Origin of the sequence: Streptomyces sp. NPDC088923 (assembly GCF_044749745.1) — a bacterium.
GTDB lineage: Bacteria > Actinomycetota > Actinomycetes > Streptomycetales > Streptomycetaceae > Streptomyces.
In genome coordinates, this window is record NZ_JBIVIO010000005.1 from 35,300 (window position 1) to 58,852 (window position 23,553).

At 73.9% G+C, this 23,553-nt stretch carries 18 protein-coding genes; 13 read left to right on the forward strand and 5 right to left on the reverse strand.

Annotated elements, in window-relative coordinates; all coding sequences use genetic code 11:
- The first annotated feature begins 161 nt into the window (after positions 1–161).
- The 3 genes from ACIP4O_RS20480 (at position 162) to ACIP4O_RS20490 (ending at position 2,879) form a co-directional block, all read left to right on the forward strand.
- Positions 162–1,421, forward strand: coding sequence for a glycosyltransferase family 4 protein (locus ACIP4O_RS20480; RefSeq protein WP_361331862.1), 1,260 nt, complete (start codon positions 162–164; stop codon positions 1,419–1,421).
- A complete protein-coding gene (locus ACIP4O_RS20485) occupies positions 1,418–2,308 on the forward strand; it encodes a hypothetical protein (protein ID WP_401576306.1) in 891 nt (296 codons plus the stop codon). Before ACIP4O_RS20480 ends, ACIP4O_RS20485 begins: the two co-directional genes overlap by 4 nt.
- Positions 2,309–2,666: 358 nt before the next feature.
- Positions 2,667–2,879 (forward strand): I78 family peptidase inhibitor, encoded by a 213-nt coding sequence (locus ACIP4O_RS20490; protein ID WP_401576308.1) that lies wholly within the window; start codon positions 2,667–2,669, stop codon positions 2,877–2,879.
- 82 nt (positions 2,880–2,961) lie between these two features.
- On the opposite strand, the gene ACIP4O_RS20495 is transcribed toward ACIP4O_RS20490, so the two are convergent.
- Both ACIP4O_RS20495 and ACIP4O_RS20500 read right to left on the reverse strand, forming a co-directional pair.
- On the reverse strand, positions 2,962–3,963 hold the full coding sequence (locus ACIP4O_RS20495; RefSeq protein WP_401576310.1) for a phosphatase PAP2 family protein: 1,002 nt from the start codon (positions 3,961–3,963) through the stop codon (positions 2,962–2,964).
- Between the two features lie 473 nt (positions 3,964–4,436).
- The gene (locus ACIP4O_RS20500) at positions 4,437–4,889 is read right to left on the reverse strand and encodes a cell division protein SepF (protein ID WP_401576311.1); all 453 of its coding nucleotides are present in this window, start codon (positions 4,887–4,889) and stop codon (positions 4,437–4,439) included.
- A gap of 311 nt (positions 4,890–5,200) precedes the next feature.
- Here ACIP4O_RS20500 and ACIP4O_RS20505 point away from each other — a divergent pair, with 311 nt between their 5' ends.
- On the forward strand, positions 5,201–6,379 hold the full coding sequence (locus ACIP4O_RS20505) for a DUF5685 family protein (protein WP_401576313.1): 1,179 nt from the start codon (positions 5,201–5,203) through the stop codon (positions 6,377–6,379).
- Between the two features lie 18 nt (positions 6,380–6,397).
- Here ACIP4O_RS20505 and ACIP4O_RS20510 read toward each other — a convergent pair whose 3' ends face one another.
- Both ACIP4O_RS20510 and ACIP4O_RS20515 read right to left on the reverse strand, forming a co-directional pair.
- Positions 6,398–7,390, reverse strand: coding sequence for an ABC transporter substrate-binding protein (locus tag ACIP4O_RS20510; protein ID WP_401576314.1), 993 nt, complete (start codon positions 7,388–7,390; stop codon positions 6,398–6,400).
- Positions 7,391–7,546: 156 nt separating this feature from the next.
- A complete protein-coding gene (locus ACIP4O_RS20515) occupies positions 7,547–7,681 on the reverse strand; it encodes a hypothetical protein (protein ID WP_401576315.1) in 135 nt (44 codons plus the stop codon).
- A 251-nt stretch (positions 7,682–7,932) separates the two neighbouring features.
- Between ACIP4O_RS20515 and ACIP4O_RS20520 the strand changes: the two genes are divergently transcribed.
- From ACIP4O_RS20520 to ACIP4O_RS20550, 7 genes are all read left to right on the forward strand, one after another.
- Positions 7,933–8,997, forward strand: a complete 1,065-nt coding sequence (locus ACIP4O_RS20520) for an amino acid ABC transporter permease (RefSeq protein ID WP_401576317.1) — start codon at positions 7,933–7,935, stop codon at positions 8,995–8,997.
- On the forward strand, positions 8,994–11,033 hold the full coding sequence (locus ACIP4O_RS20525; protein ID WP_401576319.1) for an FAD/NAD(P)-binding protein: 2,040 nt from the start codon (positions 8,994–8,996) through the stop codon (positions 11,031–11,033). Before ACIP4O_RS20520 ends, ACIP4O_RS20525 begins: the two co-directional genes overlap by 4 nt.
- A 62-nt stretch (positions 11,034–11,095) precedes the next feature.
- Positions 11,096–11,848, forward strand: coding sequence for an amino acid ABC transporter ATP-binding protein (locus tag ACIP4O_RS20530; protein ID WP_401576811.1), 753 nt, complete (start codon positions 11,096–11,098; stop codon positions 11,846–11,848).
- A 306-nt stretch (positions 11,849–12,154) separates the two neighbouring features.
- Entirely contained in the window at positions 12,155–13,372 is a 1,218-nt protein-coding gene (locus tag ACIP4O_RS20535) for an LLM class flavin-dependent oxidoreductase (RefSeq protein ID WP_401576321.1), read from the forward strand.
- Positions 13,369–14,799, forward strand: coding sequence for an NtaA/DmoA family FMN-dependent monooxygenase (locus ACIP4O_RS20540; RefSeq protein ID WP_401576323.1), 1,431 nt, complete (start codon positions 13,369–13,371; stop codon positions 14,797–14,799). Before ACIP4O_RS20535 ends, ACIP4O_RS20540 begins: the two co-directional genes overlap by 4 nt.
- Positions 14,796–15,629 carry a DUF1684 domain-containing protein gene (locus ACIP4O_RS20545; RefSeq protein ID WP_401576325.1) on the forward strand — a complete coding sequence of 278 codons (834 nt, stop codon included), beginning with the start codon at positions 14,796–14,798 and terminating at the stop codon, positions 15,627–15,629. Before ACIP4O_RS20540 ends, ACIP4O_RS20545 begins: the two co-directional genes overlap by 4 nt.
- Positions 15,630–15,866: 237 nt before the next feature.
- Positions 15,867–16,766, forward strand: coding sequence for a S1 family peptidase (locus tag ACIP4O_RS20550; protein ID WP_361331839.1), 900 nt, complete (start codon positions 15,867–15,869; stop codon positions 16,764–16,766).
- Between the two features lie 148 nt (positions 16,767–16,914).
- Here ACIP4O_RS20550 and thrS read toward each other — a convergent pair whose 3' ends face one another.
- Positions 16,915–18,138, reverse strand: coding sequence for a threonine--tRNA ligase (gene thrS / locus ACIP4O_RS20555; RefSeq protein ID WP_401576327.1), 1,224 nt, complete (start codon positions 18,136–18,138; stop codon positions 16,915–16,917).
- Positions 18,139–18,749: 611 nt separating this feature from the next.
- Here thrS and ACIP4O_RS20560 point away from each other — a divergent pair.
- Positions 18,750–19,832, forward strand: coding sequence for a S1 family peptidase (locus ACIP4O_RS20560; RefSeq protein WP_401576329.1), 1,083 nt, complete (start codon positions 18,750–18,752; stop codon positions 19,830–19,832).
- Between the two features lie 221 nt (positions 19,833–20,053).
- Entirely contained in the window at positions 20,054–23,548 is a 3,495-nt protein-coding gene (locus ACIP4O_RS20565; RefSeq protein ID WP_401576331.1) for a DNA polymerase III subunit alpha, read from the forward strand.
- Positions 23,549–23,553: the final 5 nt, after the last annotated feature.

Sequence of the window (23,553 nt, forward strand, 5' to 3'; positions counted from 1 at the left end):
ACCTGCGCGGGAACCACCCGGTTGCCGACTGCGGCAGGGTTGCCCTGCCACGCACCGGCAACAAGGACGTGAAGACGACCCAACCACCAGGCCTCCTCAGAGGTCTCAGGTAGTGACAGGCGGCCCTGGAAGGGCCGTGCGCGACGGCGGGACACACACGCATGCAGATCTCCTTCCTCATCCACAACGGGTACGCCATCGGCGGCACCGTCCGAACGACGTACAACCTGGCGGCCCAGCTCGCCGAGCACCACGACGTGGAGGTCGTCTCGGTCTTCCGCCACCGGAACACCCCCTCCCTCACCCCGGACCCGCGCATCCGCGTCCGGCACCTCGTGGACCTGCGCGCCGACAGCCGCGGCTCCGACCGCGACCACCCCCTGCTCAAGCGCCCCGCCGCGGACTTCCCGCGCGCGGAGGTCCGCTACGCCAGGTACAGCGCCCTCACGGACGAGCGGATCAACGCCTACCTCGCCGGCCTCGCCTCCGACGTCGTCATCGGCACCCGCCCCGGACTCAACGTGCACCTCGCCCGCCGCACCCGCCCAGGGCCGGTCCGCATCGGGCAGGAGCACCTCACCCTCGGCGCGCACGGCCCGGAGCTGCGCGAGGAGCTGGAGGCCGCCTACCCGCTGCTCGACGGCTTCACGACGACGACCGAGGCCGACGCCCGCGCCTACCGCGCCGGGATGAACCTGCCGGGCGTCCCCGTGTGGAGCATGGCCAACCCGGTGCCGGCGCCCACGCTGCCCCCCGTCACGGGCGACAGCAAATGGGTCGTCGCCGCGGGACGGCTCACCGGGGTCAAGCGCTACGACCTGCTCATCCGCGCCTTCGCCCGCGTCCGCGCCGAACGCCCCGACTGGCGCCTGCGCATCTACGGCACCGGCAAGCAGGAGAACAAACTGCGCAGACTCGTCCACGAGCTGGGCCTCTACAACCACGTCTTCCTCATGGGCCCCGCGCACCCCATCGAGGCCGAGTGGGTCAAGGGCTCCATCGCCGCCGTCACCTCCTCGCTCGAATCCTTCGGCATGACGATCGTCGAGGCGATGCGCTGCGGACTGCCCGTCGTCTCCAGCGACGCCCCGCACGGCCCCGGCGAGATCATCGACGACGGCGTCAACGGCCGCCTCGTCCCGGTCGACGCCGGTCCCGAGACCTTCGCCGCCGGGCTGCTCCAGCTCATCAACGACGACGAACTGCGGGCCAGGATGTCCGCCGCGGCGCTGCGCTCCTCGGCCCGTTACGACCCGGCGGCGATCGCCGAACGGTACGAGTCCCTGTTCACCTCCCTCCGCGCCGCCCGGGGCCCGCGCCCGTCGGGACTGCTGCGCGGAGCCGTCCACCGCGGGCGTGCCCGGCTCCTGGGCTCGGTCCTGGCCCCCCGCGCCGCCGCGAAGAAGGGCCGCCCCGAATGAAGACCACGGCAACCACCCCACCCGCCCAGCGCCGTCCCGACGACACCGCCCCCGCCGGCCGCCGGGACACCCGGGTGCCGTGGAACGCTCACTGCGTCGCCGACGCCACGGGCGCCCTCGCCTTCGTCGTCACCGAGCCCGAGGGGCTCACGGGCGGCCGGCTGCTGCTGCGGCGGCGCGGCGACGGCGAGGAGAGGCGCCTGCCGTTCACGGCCGCGGGCCCCGGCCCGCTGCGCGCCGTCCTGCCGAGCGACACCCCCCTCGCCGAGGGCTACTGGGAGGTGCACGCGGAACCCCCGGGCAGCGAGCCGGTACGCCTGCGCCCCGGGCTCGACGACCTGCGCGCGCTCCTCGACCGCGACCCGGGGGACGCCGACGCCGTCGCCGTCCACCTCCCGTACGCCAGCAAGTACGGCAATCTCGCGCTCCGCACCTGGCTGCGCGCCCCGCACGCCGAGGCGGGCGCCGTCCACGTCGCGCCCGGTGAGACGACGGTGCGCGGGCGCTGCTACGGCGTCGAGCCCACGCCCGCCGCGTACGCCGAACTGCGGCCCGTGGAGGGCGAGGGCGAGCCGGTGCGCGCGGAGGTGACCGGCGAGGACCGCGACTTCCGGCTGCGTATCGCGCACGCGCCGCTCCTCGCGCACGGACCGTGCCACTGGCAGGTGTGGCTCCGTCCCGAGGGCGGGCAAGGGCCCGAGGTCCGGGTCGCCCGGCTGCTCGACGACCTCGTCGACCGGCACGCGGTCTTCACCTATCCGGCCACCGTCCAGGAGGGCCTGCGCGCCCGCCCGTACTACTCCGGCGGCAACAACCTCGCCTTCCGCGTCACCGCCGTCGCCCCCGCCACAGCCCCCGAGACCGACCCGGCCGGCCCGGCCGACTGAGGGCGGCGACGGGCCCCGCATTCGCCGGGGACCGCCGCGACCCGCGCATTACGTGAGGATTTCGCGGAGGCCCGCCCGCACCCTTCGGGCGGGGCGCGCTTTCGTGCCGGGAGCGGTTTATCGGGGGTGCGGGGAAGGGCCGGGACGCGGGATAAGGCGCGGAGGGAAAAGACGGGAAGAGTGTCCGGGTATTCAGTCCGATATAACGGCCGTATAAGAAAAGGGAGTCCGAACGTGTGACGAACACCGCCCGAAACGTCCCCCGGCGCGCCGTAACCGAAGCGTGACCCCCCGCACCCGGGCGCGTCCCGGCGCGCTGCCGCTTCCCCCGCACGCCGAGAGCCCCTAGCGTGGTCCCATGGCAGCTTTCCCCCCGCCCCAGGAGCCCCGCGACGAGCCCGCCGCGTACGTCGGCGTCGAGGCCGAGGAGGCCGAGCGACGCGCGCGTGCCCGGGGCTGGCGCACGGTGCGCGCGCTCGCCCCGGGCACGGTGATCACGATGGAGTACCAGGCCGGCAGGCTCAACTTCGAGGTCGACGAGGGCCGGGTCAGCCGCTGCTGGAAGGGCTGATCCCTCCCCGGCGGACGCGCCCGGACGCGTGACGGGCCCGGACCTGTGACGGGGCAGGCCTCGGCCGGTCTGCTCGTGCTGCTCAGCCGCCCGCCAGCGGGCGGGCCGATTCGCCGCGGGGCTGCGTGCGGTCGTGGGCCTGCGGGCGCCGTGTGCCGCCCGTGGGGGACGCGGGGCGGCTGTGCTCGGGGCGCACCGACGCACGCGGGCCGTGGGCGGGGTCCTTGCGGACCGCCGCGGTGGCCCCGGTGGCGGGCGTGGCGCGCGGGCTCACCGGCGTCAGCGGTCGCGGGGTCGCCCCCGGCACCGGCTCGCGGCGCGCGGCACGGCGGCGGAGGTAGCCGTCCCGCGCCCGCAGGATGAGCACCTCGGCGCGCGCCACGAGCGGCTCGCACCACGGCAGCGCGAGGAGTACGAGCAGCCCGGCCGCCCAGCCGAGCACGACGTCGCTGAGCCAGTGCGTGCCCAGGTAGACCGTGGTGAGGCCGACGCTCAGCGAGACGATCGCCGAACCCGCCGACAGATACCTTCTGGCCCGGGGGGTCGAGGCCAGATACGCGAGAATCCCCCAGGTCACGACCGCGTTCGCGGTGTGCCCCGAGGGAAATATGTCCCCGCCGAGCCCCATCTCGTTCGAGCCGATGACGGTCGCGTAGTGCGGGCCGAGCCGTCCCATGCCGATCTTCGCCGCGCCGACCGTGATGTTGAGCAGGAGCAGCGAGGCCCCGAGGACGAGCAGCGGGCGCAGCGTGTGCTGCCGCCAGGAGCGCCAGCCCAGCCAGGCGAGCACCATCACCGCCGTGGGGCCGCGCTGCCCGAGTACCACCAGGTAGTCGAGGAAGGCGTGCACCTCGGGCCACTGCTGGTAGGGCCGGAAGAACATGAGCTGCCAGTCGAGGCGCACGAGCCAGGTCGTGGCGGCGACGGCGACGACGATCGCGAGGTAGAAGGCGAGCGTCGCGAGCAGGAGGACGAGCCGGTGCCGGCTCATCACGGGGACGTGCGGGTTGGCCGGCCGCTCCGGCTCGCGATCGAGCCGGGCGAAGAGCCGCGCGAGGCGGCCGGGGGTCGGTTGGGTACGCACCCGATCGACGTTACAGCGGGTGAGTGTCAAAGCCGAACGAAACAACCGTTTCGTGATGGGCATGTGATGTGCCGCGGCCCGCCCGCGGCGCTTTATCCGAAGGCTTTCCCTAAAGGCGTCCCAAGGAGTGAGAGAGACCGCGGCGGGACCCGCCCGCGCATTCCCCGGAGGATTCCCCGCTTTTCCCCGCCATCCGTTTTCCGTTCACCACCTTTGGCGCGGCCCGCACGCGGCACCCCGGCCGGCACGAGGCTCCTGGGCGCGGGCGCGGGCGCGGGCGCGGGCGGAGGGGGAGCGGCGGCTGCGGGCGGGCATGGCACGGCACGGGGAGAGCCGGGACGTACCGGCGTGGGCGCACCAGGGGACGCCCGTGCGCAGGCAGGCGCGGGGCGGGGACCGGCGCGAGCCGTCCGGGACGGAGGGCGGGGTACGGCGTACGGGGGTGCCGTACCGCCCTCGGTCGCCCCGGGCGGCTAGCTCTGGTTGAAGAAGCCGTCGCGGGGGCGGGCGCCCGCCGCTTCGCCCGCGACGATCTCCGTGCCGGAGGGGGTGAGGAGGAAGACGCGGGTCGCCACCTTCTCGATCGAGCCGCGCAGCCCGAAGATGAGCCCGGCCGCGAAGTCGACGACGCGCTTGGCGTCGGCGGGCTCCATCGCGGTCAGGTTCATGATGACGGGGACGCCGTCGCGGAACAGCTCACCGATGTGCCGGGCGTCCCGGAAGCTGCCCGGGGTGACGGTGCCGATTCTGTGGTCCCGTTCCTCGGCGGCCTGCGCCGCGACCCGCACGCGGGGGTCGGTGACCCAGCTCTCGCCGGGCTCGGGGCCCGCCTCGGGCTCGTCCGCGTAACCGTCGTAGTAGCGCTCGGCCCCGGTGTCGTCGTCGACGAGCCCGAGCCAGGCACTTGCCTTGCGCACCGATCCCATGGACGCCTCCTCTCACATCACAGCGGTCCTTGTTCCCTGGGTTCCCTGTGTTTCCTGCCCCCATCGTCGTCCATCAGGCGAAGCGGGCGCCAAGGGGAGGGGGGCTTCTCGGTGTTTTCGTGACGGTACTGGTGCACAGTGCCCCGTGTCCTGGGCGGAGAACACCGGGGCGAGGCACCTGACGAGGGGTGAAAAACGATTCTTCACACCCTTTGAGTACCTCTGGGTGATGCCGGGGGGCGTACGGGTGACGACGAGGCCGACGGTAACCGCCGGTACGATGCGGCGATCGTAGCGGTACGCGCGGGACAATGGGGGGTCATTTCACGATGTTCGGGATGGTGCGGCCGTGCGCCCACAGCCTCGGCGAGAAGCTCAAGAACCGCTGGATGGCCCATCTGTGCGGGCTCTGCCTCGCGCTGAGGGGGAATCACGGGCAGTTCGCCCGCATAGCCACGAATTACGACGGCATCGTCATATCCGTGTTGACGGAGGCTCAGACACCGCGCGAGCGGCAGGGCCGACGCCGCGCCGGACCCTGCGCGCTGCGCGGGATGCGCACGGCACGGGTCAGTGAAGGCGAGGGGGCGCGCCTCGCGGGCGCGGTCTCGCTCGCGCTCGCCGCGGTGAAGGTACGGGACCATGTCGCCGACGGGGACGGGATGCTGGCCCGCCGCCCTGTCGCCGCGGCCGCCGGACGCGTGGCGAGCGGCTGGGCCGAGGCGGCGCACCGCTCGGCCGCCGGGCTCGGCTTCGACACGGGGGTCCTGCTCGCCGCCGCCGAACGCCAGCCCGGTATCGAGGCGCTCGCGGGACCGGGCACCTCGCTCCTGACCGTCACGGAGCCGACCGAGACCGCGACCGCCGCCGCCTTCGCGCACACCGCGCTCCTCGCGGACCGCCCGCACAACGCGGCGCCGCTCGCCGAGGCCGGCCGCCTCTTCGGCCGCCTCGCACACCTCCTCGACGCGGTCGAGGACCAGGCCGAGGACGCCGCGCGCGGGGCCTGGAACCCGCTCACCGCGACCGCGACCCCGCGCCCCGAGGCCCGCCGTCTCGCCGACGACGCCCTGCACGGCATCCGCCTCGCCCTCGCGGACACCGACTTCGCCGACCCCGCGCTCGCCCACCGCCTCCTCGTCCACGAACTGCCGCGCTCGGTCGACCGCGCCTTCGGTACGGCCCCTTCCTGCGCGCACCAGCAACCGGGCGCCCCCGTTCCCGGGAACCCGTACACGCAGGACCCGCCCGGCGGGGACGCCCCCGAACCCCCGCCCACACACTCGGGGCGCGGCTTCTGGGCGGGCTGCGGCGTGTTCCTCGCGCTGGGATGCACGTGCCGGATGTGCTGCGCGGAGGAGTACGAGGGCCCGTGGTCGGGCAAGACCCGGCACGGCTGCTGCCACTACGCGGACTGCTGCGATGCGTGCGACTGCGATTGCTGCGGTTGCGACGGCTGCGGGTGCGACGGTTGTTGCTGCGACTGCTGAACGCGCGGCGCCGGTGCCTCAGCGGATCTCGGGCGGGGAGATCCGTGAGGTGGGCAGGGCGGAGTCCGAGACGCCCCACTTCTCGAGGATCTCGGCGTAGGTGCCGTCGGCGATGAGGACGTTGACGGCCTTCTGGAAGGCGGGGGTGAGGTCGCTGCCCTTCTTGAAGGCGAAGCCGACGTCGAGACGGTGGTACTCGTTGAGGAACTTCAGGCCCTGCTGCTGGTCGACCGCGTAGCGCAGCCCGTTGATCGTCGACATGACGACATCGGTGCGGCCCTGCTGGAGCGAGCCCCAGATGGCGCCCTGCTCGGAGTAGGTCTTGACGCTGTACGGCTTCTTTCCGGCCTTCTCGCACAGCGATTTGTTCTGCTCCAGCGTCACCTCGAAGGTCGTGCCCGCGCCGGTGCCGATGTTCTTGCCGCACAACTGGGTGAGGTCGGTGATCTTCGGGAGCTTCTCGTCGGCGCGGGTCGCGAAGCCCTGGCCGTCGTTGATGTACGTGACGAAGTCGATCGTCTTGCGGCGCTCGTCGGTGACCCCGAAGTTGCCGGTGCCGACGTCGTACTTGCCGCTGCCGAGGGCCGGCAGGATCGCCTCGAAACTCGCCTCCTGCCGGTCGATCCCGATGCCGAGGACCTTGGCGACGGCCTCGGTGATCTCCACGTCCACACCCGCGGCGGTCTTGCCGTCCTCCAGGTACGTCGCGGTGGGCGGGGCGCCGATCGCGCCGCCGAGCGTGAGCTTGCCCCTCTTCCTGACGCGCTCCGGCAGCAGCCCGGCAGCGGCGGCGTTCTTCTTCACTCCGGAGACGACGTCCCTGGTGGGGAGCCCGCCGGCCTTCTCGCCGGCGGACCCGGCGGCGGCCGCCGCCCCGCCGCCCGTTCCCCCGCCGCCGCCCGAGCCCGAGGGATCACCGGAACCGCAGGCGGTGAGTGAGGCGAGCGCGGAGGCGGTGAGCAGGGCGAGCACGGCGTAACGGCGCGCGGAACGAGGGGGTGGGGCACTCATGGCAGGACTCCAGGACGGCAGGCGTGAACGACGCGGGGCAGGGTGGCGCGAGGGGAGGGGTGTGCGCGTGAAGGCGGGGCCGCGGGGCGGAAGCGGGAAGCGGGCACGACGGCGTGGCCCGCACAGGCGCGTCACGGCGTCACGGCACGTACCGCCTCACGGGAACGCGAAACGGCACGGCGGCAGGACACCGGGGACGGCGAAGAACAGGAAGAGGGGGCGCGAGCCCGGCCTGAAGGCCGTCAGCTGCGAGGCGCGCCACCGCAGCACGTACGACAGGACGCCGACCACACCCGACCGAAGTCGATGTGAGACCGCGTCACCAGACGCCGCTGCGACAGATTCATGCGGACCAGTGGAACAGGCGCCCGGGCCGCCGTCAACGAATGGGGACGGGCTGTTCAGGATGTGGGACGGGGCCCGGGGGCAGGGGCTTGACAGATGCGCGAGCGGCTCCCGTACTCTCGCTGAAGGTCCGTGCTGAGGGGCGCGGGCCACGTGAAGACGGAACACCGTGCGGCGACTTCGCCACGGAGTTCCGCATGCCTTTCGACGCACCAGCCTCCGACGCTCCCGCCGCCGGTGAGCGCGCCGCCCCCGACGCTCCCGCTTCCGCATCCGCTTCCGCTGAGCGCGCCGCTTCCGCTGAGCGCGCCGCTTCCGCTGAGCGCGCCGCTTCCGCTGAGCGCGCCGCCTCCGAGGCCCGCGCCCTCGCGGACCACCCGCAGGGGCCGCCGCCCGACCCGGGCCCGCCCCCCGAGCCGGGCGAAGAGACCGCCGGCACGCTCCGTATCGTGCCCGTGCGCCGTACCGGCCAGTGGATCGCCGCGCTCCTCGTGCTGCTCCTGCTCGCGATGGCGGTCAACTCGCTCGCGCGCAACAAGGCGTTCCAGTGGGATGTCGTCGCCGACTACTTCACGACCTCCGCCGTGCTGCGCGGACTCGGCCTGACCGTGTGGCTCACCGCGCTCGTCATGGTGCTCGGCTTCGTGCTCGGCACGCTGCTCGCGCTCGGCCGGATGTCGTCGAACCCGGTGCTGAGCTGGGTCTCCTCGGGGTACATCTGGTTCTTCCGCTCGACGCCGATCCTCGTCCAGCTCCTCTTCTGGTTCAACATCGGCGCCCTCTACCCGCACCTCGGGCTCGGCATCCCCTTCGGCCCCGAGTTCGTCACGGTCAAGACCGTCAACCTCCTCGGCCCCGTCACCGTCGCCGTGCTCGGCCTGACCCTCCACGAGGCCGCGTACGCCGCCGAAGTGGTGCGCGGCGGACTGCTCTCGGTGGACAGGGGGCAGATCGAGGCCGCGCAGTCGCTCGGCCTGAGCCCCTGGCGCCGACTGCGCCGCATCGTGCTCCCGCAGGCGATGCGCGCCATCGTGCCCCCGGCGGGGAACATGCTCATCGGCGCGCTCAAGGGCACCTCGATCGTCAGCGTCATCGCCGTACAGGACCTGCTCTACTCCGTGCAACTCGTCTACCACCGCACCTACCAGGTCATCCCGCTGCTGCTCGTCGCCACGATCTGGTACGCGCTCGTGACGAGCGTGCTCAGTGTCGGCCAGCACTACGTGGAGAGGCACTACGCGCGGGGAGCCGAGCGCTCATGAGCCCCGTGCGCGAGGACGCGCCCGTCGTCGTGGTGGTCGGGGCCGGGCCCCGGGCGACCGGGCTCCTGGAACGTATCGCCGCCAACACCACTGCCGGGTACGGAGGTTCGGACCCCGCCTTCGTCCTGCACCTCGTCGACCCGTACCCGCCGGGACCCGGGCGGATATGGCGGCGCGAGCAGTCGCCGCTGCTGTGGATGAACTCCATGGCCGAGGACACGACGCTCTTCACCGACGAGACCGTCGAGATCGAGGGGCCCGTCGTGCCGGGGCCCGCGCTGCACGAGTGGGCCGGGATCGAGGGCCGCGCCTTCCCCGACCGCCGCACCCAGGGCGCCTACCTGCGCTGGGCGTACGAGCGGGCCCGCGCCGCGCTGCCGCCCGGCATCGTCGTGCACGAGCACCGCACCCGCGCCGTGCGCGTCGAAGGACCGCGCGAGGGACGGCAATCGGTGTGGCTCGCGGACCGCGAGCCACCGCTCACCGCCGACCTCGTCGTCCTCGCACTGGGCCACCAGGAGGCAGAACTCGCTGTGGAAGAGCGGGAGTTCACCGCGCACGCCGCACGCGAGGGCCTCACGTACCTGCCGCCCGACTACACCGCGGACACCGACCTGCGCGGGCTGCGCGCCGGGGAACCCGTCCTCGTACGCGGCCTCGGCCTCGCCTTCGTCGACCTCATGGTGCTGCTCACCGAGGGCCGCGGCGGGCGCTGGACACCCGAGGGCCGGTACGTGCCCTCGGGCAAGGAGCCGGTGCTGTACGTGGGTTCGCGGCGCGGCGTCCCGTACCACGTCAAGCTCGGCTACCGCCTGGAGGGCGAACTTCCCGAGCTGCCCCGCTTCTTCGGCCCCGAGCAGACCGCCCGACTCCTCGCGCGACCAGGGCCCCTGGACTTCCGCACCGACGTGTGGCCGCTCGTCGCCAAGGAACTCGGCTGGGCCCACTACCACCGGCTCCTGACCACCCGCCCGCACGTCTTCGCCGTCGACCGGGCCGCCTTCGAATCCGGGTACGCGGCAGCCGACCCGTACGACGGAAGCCTCGACGCCTTCGTCCGTAGGGCGGTGCCCGAAGCGGCCGAGCGGCTCGACCTCGACGCGCTCGACCGGCCGCTCGCCGGGTGGACCGCGCGCAGCCAGGAGGAGGTGCAGGCACGGCTCCTCGCGCACATCGACGCGGACCTCGACCGGCGTCACGACCCCGCGCACAGCGAGGACCTGTCGGTCTTCATGGCGCTGCTCTCCGTCTACGGACAGCTCATGCGGCTCGGCGACCTCGGGGCCTGGTGGCACGGCTTCTTCAGCTTCCTCGCCTCCGGACCGCCCGGACCGCGCCTGCGCGCGCTGCGCGGACTCGCAGAGGCGGGACTCGTGCGCTTCCTCGGCGCCGACATGACCGTACGGGCCGTGGACGGGGCCTTCGAGGCGCGCTCGGCGAGCCTGCCGGGGCACCCGGTACGGGCCAGGGCGCTCGTCGAGGCGCGGCTGCCGCAGCCGGAGGCGGGGCGCGTGCGCGATCCGCTGCTGCGAGGGCTGTTCGCGGCCGGGGCGCGCGCGACGGCGGACGGGCTGCTCGCGGTGGCGCCCGCGGACGGGCGGGTGCGGTGGAACGACGGGAGCACGCACCCGCGCCTGTTCGCGCTCGGGCCGCACACGGACGCACGCGGGGCGGGGGCGTTCACGCGGCCGCGTACCAACAGCCCGGCGTTCCGGCAGAACGACGCGACGGCGCGGGCACTGTTGGCGGTGGTGACGGGCGAGCGGGGGGCGCCGGGGGCCACGGACGCGGCCGGGGTGGGGGCGGGGGCCGGGGTGCGGGATGTGGCGCGGGACGTGCCCGCCGGGCCGTCAGCCGGGCCGCCTGCCGGGCCGTCCGCCGGGCCGCCTGCCGGGCCGTCCGCCGGGCCGCCTGCCGGGCCGTCCGCCGGGCCGGGGGCTGAGCCGTCCGCCGCGCCTGGGGCCGAGCCGGACCCGCGTCCCCGCCCCGCCTCCGTATCGCCCCGTACCTCCGCTGTGAAGGAGTCCGTCCGTTGAGTACCGCAGGTGTGTCGAGTGCCGCAGGTTCCCCGCGTACCGGCGTCGCGCCCGCGCGGCCCATGGTGGAGATCAGTGGGGTGCACAAGAGTTTCGGGAAGCAGGAGGTGCTGCGGGGGATCGATCTCACCGTGCGCGCGGGCGAGGTGACGGTCGTGCTCGGTCCTTCGGGGTCGGGGAAGTCGACGCTGCTGCGCACGATCAACCACTTGGAGAAGGTCGACCGGGGGGCCGTGCACGTCGACGGCGAGCTGATCGGCTACCGGCGGCGCGGGGACACGTTGCACGAGTTGCGCGAGCGCGAGGTGCTGCGGCAGCGGACCGCGATCGGCTTCGTGTTCCAGAACTTCCATCTCTTCCCGCACCTGACCGTCGAGGAGAACATCGTCGAGGCGCCGGTCGCCGCGCTCGGTGTCCCGGTGCGCGAGGCACGGGAGCGGGCGCGGCGGCTCCTGGAGCGGGTCGGGCTCGGCGAGAAGGCCGACGCGTACCCGCGCACACTCTCCGGCGGGCAGCGGCAACGCGTCGCCATCGCCCGCGCGCTCGCCATCGAGCCGCGCCTGCTCCTCTTCGACGAGCCGACCTCGGCGCTCGACCCCGAGCTGGTGGGTGAAGTGCTCGACGTCATCCGGGACGTCGCGAGCCAGGGCGCCACGATGATCGTCGTCACGCACGAGATCGGCTTCGCCCGGGAGGTCGCCGACACGGTGGTCTTCATGGACGAGGGGCGGATCGTGGAGCAGGGGACGCCGGGGGAGGTGCTGGTGAGGCCGCGGGAGGAGCGGACGAAGGGGTTTCTGTCGAAGGTGTTGTGAGGGGGCGGGAGGGGCGGGAGGGGGACGCCCGCTCGCTGCGGCCCCGGCTGCGCGCCGGACGGGGGCAGCCCCCGCCCTCCCAGGGGGCGACCCCGAGACCAATTCTTCCAGCCCCTCCCCGCCCCTCCCGCCCGATTCCGCCCCCGCCCACCGAATCTGTGGACAACTCCGCGGAAGTCACCACGCCGCTCACCCGTACGAGTGGTGGGAATCGCGCGACACCCCGAGTTGTCCACAGGTTCCGGCCCGAACGCGCCTTTCGCGTCCACCCGCCGCACCGGAAACCACCCGAAAGAGAAAGAAGCCATGCCCGATTCCGCCCCCACCCCGCCCGTGCCCGCCACCTCGCCCGTGCCCGCCACCCCGCGCGTGCCCGCCACCCCGCCCGTGCCCGCCACCTCGCCCGTGCCCGCCACCTCGCCCGTGCCCGCCACCTCGCCCGTGCCCCCCACCCCCCGCCGACTCCACCTCGCCGCCGCCATCGACGTCCCCGGGGCCACCCGCGCCGCTGACTTCCTCGCTCTCGCCCGCTTCGCCGACGAGGGGCTGCTCGACTTCGTCACGCTCGGCGACTCCTTCGCCGCGCCCGGGCTCGACGCGCTCTCCGTCCTCGCGCGGCTCGCGCCCGGAACCCGGCGCGTGGGGCTCGTGCCGACCGTGACCACGACGCACACCGAGCCCTTCCACGTCCAGGCCCAACTCGCCACGCTCGATTGGGTCAGCCGGGGGCGGGCCGGGTGGCGGCCGGACGTCTCCACGAGCGAGGGCGAGGCGCGGCTCTTCGGACGGCGGGCCGCCGTGACCGCGCGCGAGGCGTGGCGGGAAGCGGGTGAAGTCGTCGAAGCGGCACGGCTGTTGTGGGACAGCTGGGAGGACGACGCGGAGATACGGGACATCCCCAGCGGCCGCTTCGTGGACCGCGACAAGCTCCACTACGCCGACTACTCCGGCACCACCTTCTCCGTGCGCGGCCCCTCCATCGTGCCGAGGCCGCCGCAGGGCCACCCCGTGATCGTGGCCGACGCGGACGATCCCGTACGGCGCGCCTTCGCGGTCCGCCACGCCGACGTACTCCTCGTCGCGGCGAGCAGCCGCGAGCAGGCCGCCGCGCTCTCCGCCGAGGTACGTGCCGAGGCGGCGCGCGCCGGACGGGAGCCCGCCGACGTACGTGTCCTCGCCTCGCTCACCGTTGACCTGAGCGGCGGCGAGCAGGCCGCCGAACCCGGGCACGGCGGGGGCGGGCCCCGGCCCACCGCGCACGGACCGCACTACAAGGGCGGGCCCGTCGACCTCGCCGAGCTGATCGGCGACTGGTACGCCGCCGGCGCCGTCGACGGCTTCCACCTGCGCCCCGCCGCACCGGGCCGCGACCTCGAACGCCTCGTCAACGGCACCGCCGCGCTGCTCCAGCACCGCGGCGTCTTCCGCGCCTTCCACCCCGGCAGCACCCTGCGCGAACACCTCGGCCTCGCCCGTCCCGCCAACCTCCACCTCGCCGCTCGACCCACCGGAGCCACCGCATGAGCCACCAGCGCCCGCCCCAACAGCCCCACCCCACCCCTCCCGCCCATTCCCATGAGCCCCGCCCCACCCCGCCCCACCGCTCCCCGGGGCCCCGTCCCCTCCCGCCGCCCGGCACCCACCGCCCCCTCCACCTCGCCGCCCACTTCCCCGGCGTCAACAGCACCACCGTCTGGTCCGATCCGCGCTCCGGCTCGCAGATCGCCTTCGACTCCTTCGTCCACCTCGCCCGCACCGCGGAACGCGGCCTCTTCGACTTCCTCTTCCTCGCCGAGGGACTACGGCTGCGCGAGCACAAGGGCCGCATCCACGACCTCGACGTCGTGGGCCGTCCCGAGTCGCTCGCCGTCCTCGGCGCCGTCGCCGCCGTGACCGAGCGCCTCGGCCTCGCGGCCACCGTCAACAGCACCTTCAACGAGCCCTACGAGCTCGCCCGCCGCCTCGCGAGCCTCGATCACCTCAGCGACGGCCGCGCCGCCTGGAACGTCGTCACCTCCTCCGACGCCTTCACCGGCGAGAACTTCCGCCGGGGCGGCTATCTCGACCGTGCCGAGCGTTACACACGCGCCGCCGAATTCGTCGCGACCGCACGGGAGTTGTGGGACAGCTGGAGCCCGGACGGCACGCCGCGCCCCTTCGCCCACCACGGCCGGCACTTCTCGATCGAGGGCGAGTTCACCCTTCCGCGCTCCCCGCAGGGGCACCCGGTCGTCATCCAGGCAGGGGACTCGGCCGAGGGCCGCGACTTCGCCGCGAGCACCGCCGACGTCATCTTCACGCGGCACGGCACGCTCACGGCCGGGCAGGAGTTCTACGCCGACGTGAAGGGCCGCCTGCCCGGGTACGGGCGCACGGCCGACGATCTGAAGATCATGCCGGGCGCCACGGTCGTCGTCGGCGACACCGACGCCGAGGCGCGGGAGAAGGCCGCGGAGATCCGCCGCCTCCAGGTCTCCCCGCAGAACGCCCTGCTCGCCGCCGAACAGGTCTGGGGCACCGACCTCTCCGGCTTCGACCCGGACGGGCCGCTGCCCGCCTTCGACCCCGTCGTCGACTCGGACGTCGTCCAGGGACGGGTACGGCAGGGCGATCCGCGCGCGCTCGCCGAGAAATGGCGCGCCCTCGCCCGTACCGAGAACCTCTCGCTGCGCGAGACGGCGATCGAGGCGAGTGGACGCCAGTCCTTCGTCGGCTCGGCGGCGACGATCGCCGAGGCGATGAGTCACTTCGTCGACTCCCGCGCCGCGGACGGCTTCATCCTCGTCCCGCACCTCACCCCCGGCGGCCTCGACGAGTTCGTCGACCAGGTCGTGCCCCTCCTCCAGGAACGCGGCGCCTTCCGTACGGCGTACACGGGCCCGACCCTGCGCGACCACCTCGGCCTGAGCCACCCCGCCACCCGCAAGGCCCCGAAGGGCGCCGCCGCATGAGCCCCGTCCAGCACGACACCACGAAGACCGACACCGCACCGGCCGACACCGCCCCCGCCGACTGGCGGCAGTGGCGCGCCGCGCGCGCCGAGGCGCTCACCGCCCCCTGGGGTCCGCTCTCCGTCACCGGTACGTACTGGCTCGACGACTACCCGGACGGACTGCTTCCGGACATTCCCGGGCGCTGGCGCGCGGCCGGGGAACACGTCTCGCTCACGCGCGGCGCGGGGCTGCTCGTACGGGGACGGCCCTACGCGGGCGAGACGCCGCTCGCCGCCGACACGGGTCCCGCCGGGCGCGCCCAGGTCGCCCACCGCCGCCGCAGGCTCGCCGTCCTGGAGCGCGAGGGGGCGTGGGCGGTACGGGTGCACGACCCCGACGCGCCCGCGCGCCGCGCCTTCCCCGGGCTCGAGGTGAGCCCGTGGGCGGCGCGCTGGGCGGTCGAGGGCCGCTTCGCCCCGTACGAGTCGGAGCGGACCGTGCGGGTGCCGAACGCGGACGGGCGTGCGCGCGGGCTCGTTCTCGGGGGTGAACTGCGCTTCTACGTCGACGGGTTGGCGTACGCACTGCATGCCGGTGTGCAGCCGGACGGCGGTCTGCTGGCGGTCTTCGCGGATGCCACGAGCGGCGTGGGCAGCCACCGTTTCCGCTTCCTGCCCACCCCCGCACCCGCCCCCGACGGCGCGGTCCCTGTGGACTTCAACCGGGCGGTGCTGCCGCCCTGCGCGTTGAGCCCGCACTTCCTGTGCCCGTTCCCGCCACCCGGGAACACCCTCGCTCTCGCCGTCGCCGCGGGCGAGCGGCGACTGGTGCGGACGGGCGGCGAGTAGCCGGGAAGGTAGTGAAGGAATTCTCAAGTGGACGGTGAGTAAAGGGAGTTGAGGGAGCTTTCGGGGTGATGGACGAGGCTGGAAGTCGCCCTTGTGCGGTCACGGCGCGGTCACAGAAACTCCCCAGCAGCGCCGGTTCGGTGTCCGTGTCCCGTGATCCGGGGCACGTGCATCGCACCGCGCCTCACGGGCCCGACCCCCACGGCAGGCCCCCCGATTCCCCACTGGAGGAACCACGTGAGGACCAAGCGCACCACCCCCCGCACCGGCACCACGAGACGGACCCGGCTGATCGCCGTGGCCTCCGGCCTCCTCGCCACCGCCGCCTTCGCGGTCCCCGCCGCGCAGGCCGGCGAGGCGAAGGCGTACTCCACCAACCAGCTCACCGCGGCGAGCGATGCCGTGCTCGACGCCGATGTCGCCGGCACGGCCTGGAACATCGACCCGAGCAACGGCAAGGTCCAGGTCACCGTGGACAGCACCGTCTCGCAGGCCGAGATCCAGAAGCTCAAGGACGCGGCCGGGAGCAACTCGGGCGCCCTGGAGATCGAGCGCACCCCCGGCACCTTCAGCAAGCTCATCTCCGGCGGCGACGCCATCTACGCCTCGTCCTGGCGCTGCTCCCTCGGCTTCAACGTCAGGAGCGGCAGCACCTACTACTTCCTCACCGCCGGGCACTGCACCGACGGCGCGGGCACGTGGTGGTCGAACTCCTCGCACTCCACCACCCTCGGCACCACCGCCGGGTCGAGCTTCCCCGGCAACGACTACGGCCTCGTGAAGTACACCAACTCCTCGGTCGCCAAGGACGGCACCGTGGGCAGCGTGGACATCACGAGCGCCGCCAACGCCACGGTCGGCATGAACGTGACCCGGCGCGGTTCGACCACCGGCATCCACAGCGGCACGGTCTCCGCCCTCAACGCCACCGTCAACTACGGCGCGGACGGCATCGTCAGCGGGCTCATCCGCACCAACGTGTGCGCCGAGCCCGGCGACTCCGGCGGCCCGCTCTACTCCGGCAACAAGGCGATCGGTCTCACCTCCGGCGGCAGCGGCGACTGCTCCTCGGGCGGTACGACCTTCTTCCAGCCGGTGACCGAGGCGCTCAGCGCCTACGGGGTCAGCATCTACTGACCCAGGCGGCACAGCAGTACAGGCAGTACAGGCAGTACAGGCAGTACAGGCGGTACGGACGGTACGGGGGTGGGCGGGCCCGGGGCGCGGGCTCACCCACCCCCGTACCCCCGCGCCCACCCCGTACCGCACGCCCCGGCCGCTTCGCCTACTCCGGCACCCCGCTCTCCGCCACGAGCAGCGCCACGGCCTCCGCGAGCGGCCGGGCCGGGAGCCGGTCCCCGTCCCCGCGGCGCAGCGCGACCTCGTCCGCCGCCACCTCGCGGGCGCCGAGCACCGCGAGGTGCGGCACGAGGCGCGCCTGCCGGACACGCGCCGCGAGGGTCCCCGCGTGCGCCGGGTACCGCCGCGCCCGCAGCCCCGCCGCGCGACAGCGCCGCACGAAGGCCTCCGCGGCCTCCTCCTGCTCCTCGCCCACCGGCACCACGCCCACCTGCACGGGCGCGAGCCAGGCGGGGAACGCGCCGCCGTGCACCTCGATCAGCAGCGCGAGGACGCGCTCCAGACTGCCGAGCACGCTGCGGTGCACCATCACCGGGCGCGGCCGGGAGCCGTCGGCCGCGCGGTAGTCCAGGCCGAAGGCGGCCGGCTGGTGGAAATCGGCCTGCACGGTCGAGAGGGTGAACTCGCGGCCCGCGGTGTCCCGCGCCTGCACGTCGATCTTCGGCCCGTAGAACGCCGCCTCGCCGGGCCCCTCCTCCCAGTCGAGCCCCGAACCCGCGAGCGCCTCGGTGAGCGCGGCGGCCGACCGCTCCCACATGCCCTCGTCGAGCGCGTACTTGACGCCCTCGCCCGGGAGCGAGAGCCGGTAGCGGCTCGGGGACAGGCCGAGGGCCCGGTAGGCGGTACGGATCAGGGCGAGCGCCCCGGCGACCTCCCCGGCGAGCGACTCCGGGGCGCAGAACAGGTGCGCGTCGTTGAGCTGGATCGCCCGCACCCGGGTCAGCCCGCCGAGGGTCCCCGAGGGCTCCGCGCGGAACATGCCGCCCAACTCCGCGATACGAAGCGGAAGTTCGCGGTAGCTGCGGGCCTGGGCGCGGTAGATCAGCGCGTGGTGCGGGCACAGGCTCGGGCGCAGCACGAAGTGTTCGCCGCCGACCTCCATCGGCGGGAACATGTCCGCGCGGTAGTGCGCCCAGTGCCCCGAGCGGACGTACAGCTCCTGTTTCCCGAGCACCGGCGAGTGCACGTGCTGGTAGCCGTCGGCGACCTCCAGGCCGCGTACGTATTCCTCCAGCGCGTGCCGCACGCTCGCGCCGTCGGGGAGCAGGTAGGGGAGGCCCGCGCCGAGCAGCGGGTCGGTGCCGTAGAGGCCGAGCGCGCGGCCGAGGCGGTGGTGGTCGTGTTCCCGGGCGGGGGCGGGGGCGTTCATGGTCGCTCCTGTGGGTGGGGGAGCGGGTGGCGGCGCGGAAAAGCCCCGGGGCACCCGCCCCGGGGCTTCGCTTCGGTACAGCTCTCAGCGCGCCGGGACGTACTCCGGCGTCGTCGTCCATCGGTGGTGCGCGGCGGGCTGCATGTCCCGCAAGGTAGCGGGGCGCGGGGGGAAGGGGCCACCGCTTTTCCGGTACGGGGCGCGGGCGTGTGACCGCCCCCTCACGCGAGGTCCCGGACCCGTCCGCGACTCCTTCACCGGGCCTTCGCCCGGTCGCGGGGGTCCGTGAGGGGTCAGGGGCGAGAACCGGCCAGGGGGTCGAGGGATGCGCGCTTTCGGTGCCGTACCGCCTCCACCGGGGCTTTACGCCTGCGAACTCCGAGCTGCATAGGCGTACTTGACAGCCGTGCGAGGTCGGTGCGGAGGTGCTCGTCCCCTTCGGGCGCGCGGCCGGATATCGACCTTGTGTGCGACTGCGGGCCGTCGGAATAGTGGTCGGCGCACGGTGGCGAGGACGCGGTTTCTTCCCGTCCGGCGGCACCGTGCGCGAACGCCTTCCGGTCCCGGCACCCCCACACCGCCGGGACCAACCCCCCACAGGAGGACGTGAAGTGACCGAACGACGGACCACCGCGCGGCGTGCCGCGATCGCGGGCACCGGAGTGGCCGCGCTGCTCGCGGCCGGATTCACCTTCCAGACCGCGAACGCCGCGGAGGCGACCCCCACCGCCCCGCACACCCTCTCGGCGCCGAAGGCCGAAAAGCTCGCCTCGCGACTCGCCCAGGACCTGGGTGCGCACGCGGCGGGAACCTACTACGACGCGCAGGCCAAGCACCTCGTCGTCAACGTGACGGACCAGTCGGCCGCGAAGACGGCCGAGGCGGCGGGCGCGAAGGCGAGAGTCGTCGCGCACACGCTCGCCGAGCTGAAGTCGGCGCGCTCCGCCGTCGCCAAGGAGACCACCGCGATACCCGGCACCTCCTGGGGCGTGGACCCGGTCTCCAACAAGGTCGTCGTGACCGCCGACCGCACCGTCGAGGGCGCTCAGCTCAAGAAGCTGACCACCGCCGTCGAGAAGCTCGGCACCGCGGCGACGCTCAAGCAGTCCAAGGGCACCTTCAAGCCCCTCATCGCGGGCGGCGACGCGATCCAGGGCTCCGGCGGGCGCTGCTCGCTCGGCTTCAACGTGACGGTGGGCGGCGAGCCCGCCTTCCTCACCGCCGGGCACTGCACCGAGGCGATCAGCAGCTGGAGCGACGCGGACGGCAACCCGCTCGGCAGCAACGCCGGCTCCGAGTTCCCGGGCAACGACTACGGACTCGTGAAGTACAGCGGGAACACCGCCCACCCGAGCGAGGTGGACCTCTACAACGGCAGCAGCCAGTCCATCACCGGGGCCGCCGACGCGACGGTCGGCCAGAGCGTCACCCGCTCCGGGTCCACCAGCGGCGTCCACAGCGGCGAGGTGACCGGCCTCGACGTGAGCGTCAACTACGGCGCGGACGGCATCGTCGACGGGCTCATCCAGACCACGGTCTGCGCCGAGCCCGGCGACTCCGGCGGCTCGCTCTTCGCGGGCAGCGACGCGATCGGCCTCACCTCGGGCGGCAGCGGCGACTGCGCCTCCGGCGGCGAGACCTTCTTCCAGCCGGTCACGGAGGCGCTGAACGCCTTCGGCGCCGAGATCGGCTGACACCCGCACCACCCTCCAGGGCCCCGGTCCCCGCCACGCGCGGGGGCCGGGGCCCTGGGCGTGCCTCCCCCCGCTCCCGCCCCGCGTACCTCGTCGCCCATCACTCCCCGTGCCCGTTCACCCGTCTGTTCGTACGACCGCCGCGCTAATCGTACGAACGTTCGAGCAGTGGTTTATCGTGGTGCCCAGGGGGTGAGCACGACGGTCCGAGGAGGTGCCGAATGAGCAGGTCTCCGGCCCTTTCGGGCCTCGGCTTCACGCACCTGCGCACCGTCTCGGGCAACTCGGCGCGGTACGGCGCCTCGCACCCCGAGGCGCTCGCCGCGCGGGCCGCGGAGCGGGGCATGGACGCCGTCGCGCTCACCGACCGCGACACCGTCGCCGGGGCCGTGCGCTTCGCCAAGGCGTGCGCCGAGGAGGGCGTACGGCCCCTGTTCGGGGTCGATCTCGCCGTGGACGTACCCGCCGCGAGGGACGTGCGCGGCGGCGGGCGGCGGCGCGCTCCCGTACGGGGCGGGGCCTTCATCGACGAGTCCGCGCCGCGTGTGACCTTTCTCGCCCGTGAGGGGGCGCGCGGCTGGGCCGCCCTGTGCGCGCTCGTGACCGCCGCGCACGCGGGCGGCGAGCGCCCGCCGCTGCTGCCCTGGGACGCCAACCACGGCGAAGGGCTCACCGTCCTGCTCGGCCCCGAGTCCGACATCGGCCGCGCCCTCGCCGCCGGACGCCCCGACCGCGCGGCCCGCCTCCTCGCCCCCTGGCGCGAGCGCTACGGCGACGCGCTCCGCCTCGAAGCCGTCCACCACGGACGCGGCGGTACGGGCCCGGGCTCCCTGCGCCTCGCCGCCCGCACCGTGGGCTTCGCCGCCGAGCAGGGCGTACGCCCCGTGCTCACCAACGCCGTGCGCTACGCCGACCCCGGCCAGGGCCGCATCGCCGACGTACTCGACGCCGCCCGCCGCCTCGTCCCCATCGACCCCGCCAAGGGCCTCGATGGCGGCGAGCGCTGGCTCAAGGACGCCGGGCTGATGGCCCGGGAGGCCGAGCGGATCACGACCGCCGCCGGTTTCGGCCCGGACGCCGCCGCCGCGCTCCTCGCCCACACGGCCCGTACCGCCGCCGAGTGCCTCGTCGACCCCGAGGACGACCTCGGCCTCGGCTCCGTGCGCTTCCCCGAGCCCCGCCTCGTCGGCGCCGGTCTGCGCACCGCGCAGCGGGCCCTCGCCTCGCGGGCCGCCGCCGGGATGATCCGCGAGGGCTACGACCGGGGGCCGAAGGCGCGCGCGTACTGGGAGCGGATGCACCACGAGCTGGACATCATCGGGCACCACGACTTCGCCTCGTACTTCCTCACCGTCGCCCGCGTCGTCGACGACGTGCGCGACCTCGGTATCCGTGTCGCCGCGCGTGGCTCGGGCGCGGGCTCCCTCGTCAACCACCTCCTCGGCATCGCGCACGCCGACCCGCTGGAGCACGGGCTGCTCATGGAGCGCTTCCTGTCCAAGCGGCGCTCCGTGCTGCCCGACATCGACATCGACGTCGAGTCCGCGCGCCGCATCGAGGTCTACCGCGCGATCCTCGGCCGCTTCGGGCCCGAGCGCGTCGCGACCGTCGCGATGCCCGAGACCTACCGCGTGCGGCACGCGATCCGCGACGTCGGCGCCGCGCTCTCGCTCGACCCCGCCGACATCGACCGCATCGCCACCGCCTTCCCGCACATCCGCGCCCGCGACGCCCGCACCGCGATGGACGAGCTGCCCGAACTCGCCTCCGTCGCCGCCGAGCGCGAGAAGTACGGCACCTTCTGGGAACTGGTCGAAGGGCTCGACGCGCTCCCGCGCGGTGTCGCGATGCACCCGTGCGGGGTGCTCCTCTCGGACGCCTCGCTGCTCTCGCGCACCCCCGTCGTGCCCACGAGCGGCGAGTCGCTGCCGATGGCGCAGTTCGACAAGGAGGACGTCGAGGACCTCGGACTGCTCAAACTCGACGTGCTCGGGGTACGGATGCAGTCCGCGATGGCGCACGCGCTCTCCGAGCTGGACCGGGCCACCGGCGAGGCCCCCGACATCGACGCGATCGAGCCCGGCGACGAGAGGACGTACCAGCTCATCCGCTCCACCGAGACCCTCGGCTGCTTCCAGATCGAGTCGCCCGGACAGCGCGACCTCGTGGGGCGGCTCCAGCCGTCCACCTTCCACGACCTCGTCGTGGACATCTCGCTCTTCCGCCCCGGGCCCGTCGCCGCCGACATGGTGCGGCCCTTCATCGAGGCCAGGCACGGCCGCGCGCCCGTGCGCTACCCGCACCCCGACCTCGCCCCCGCCCTGGAGGACACCTACGGCGTGGTCGTCTTCCACGAGCAGGTCATCGACCTCGTGCACACCATGACCGGCTGCGGGCGCGACGAGGCCGACCGGGTGCGGCGCGGGCTCTCCGACCCCGAGTCGCAGGGCCGCATCCGCTTCTGGTTCGCGCAGCGCGCCGCCGAACGCGGCTACGACGCCGAGACCGTCACGCGCACGTGGGAGATCGTCGAGGCCTTCGGCTCGTACGGCTTCTGCAAGGCGCACGCCGTCGCCTTCGCCGTGCCCACCTACCAGTCCGCCTGGCTCAAGGCCCACCACCCGGCCGCCTTCTACGCGGGGCTGCTCACCCACGACCCCGGCATGTACCCCAAGCGGCTGCTCCTCGCGGACGCGCGGCGCAGGGGCGTGCCGATCCTGCCCGTGGACGTGAACCACTCCGCCCCGGCCCATCGGATCGAACTGGTGTCCGAGGATGGGCCTCCGGCGGCCCGCTGGGGCGTCCGCCTCGGGCTCGCCGACGTGCACGGCATGAGCGAGGCCGAGGGTGAGCGGATCGCCGCCGCGCAGCCGTACACCTCGCTCCTCGACTTCTGGCAGCGCGCGCGGCCCTCGCGTCCCGTCGCCGAGCGCCTCGCGCAGGTCGGCGCGCTCGACGCCTTCGGCGCCAACCGCCGCGACCTCCTCCTGCACCTCGCCGAACTCCACCGCATGGGCAGGGGCGCCGCCTCGCACGGCACCCAGCTCCCGCTCTCCGGCGGCCGCCGCACCGCGCCCGCCGGGCTCCCCGACCTCGACGAGACCGAACGGCTCAGCGCCGAACTCGGCGTCCTCGGCATGGACGCGTCCCGCCATCTCATGGGCGACCACCAGGAGTTCCTGCGCGAACTCGGCGTCGTCTCCGCGCGCCGCCTGCGCGAGGCCCCGCACGGCGCGACCGTCCTCGTCGCCGGCGCCAAGGCCGCGACCCAGACCCCGCCCATCCGCTCCGGCAAACGCGTCGTCTTCACGACCCTGGACGACGGCACCGGCCTCGTCGACCTCGCCTTCTTCGACGACTCGCACGAGCGCTGCGCCCACACCGTCTTCCACTCCTGGCTGCTCCTCGTGCGCGGCACCGTGCAACGGCGCGGGCCGCGCAGCCTCAGCGTCGTCGGCACCGTCGCCTGGAACCTCGCCGAACTCCTCGACCTGCGCGCCGAGGGCGGCCTCGAAGCGGTCTCGGCGAAGCTCGCCGAACCGCTGGAGGAGCAGCCGGACGAACCCGCCTCGGCAGCGCGCCGCATCACCCTCCCCACCGGCTTCGAGCTCAACCCCTGGGCCGACCTCAAACCGGCGGGCGCGGACACGGCGGCGACGGGCCGCGGCATCGCGCGGGCGAAGCTGTGGCACCAGAGCCAGGGGAGCGCGGGATGAGCGGC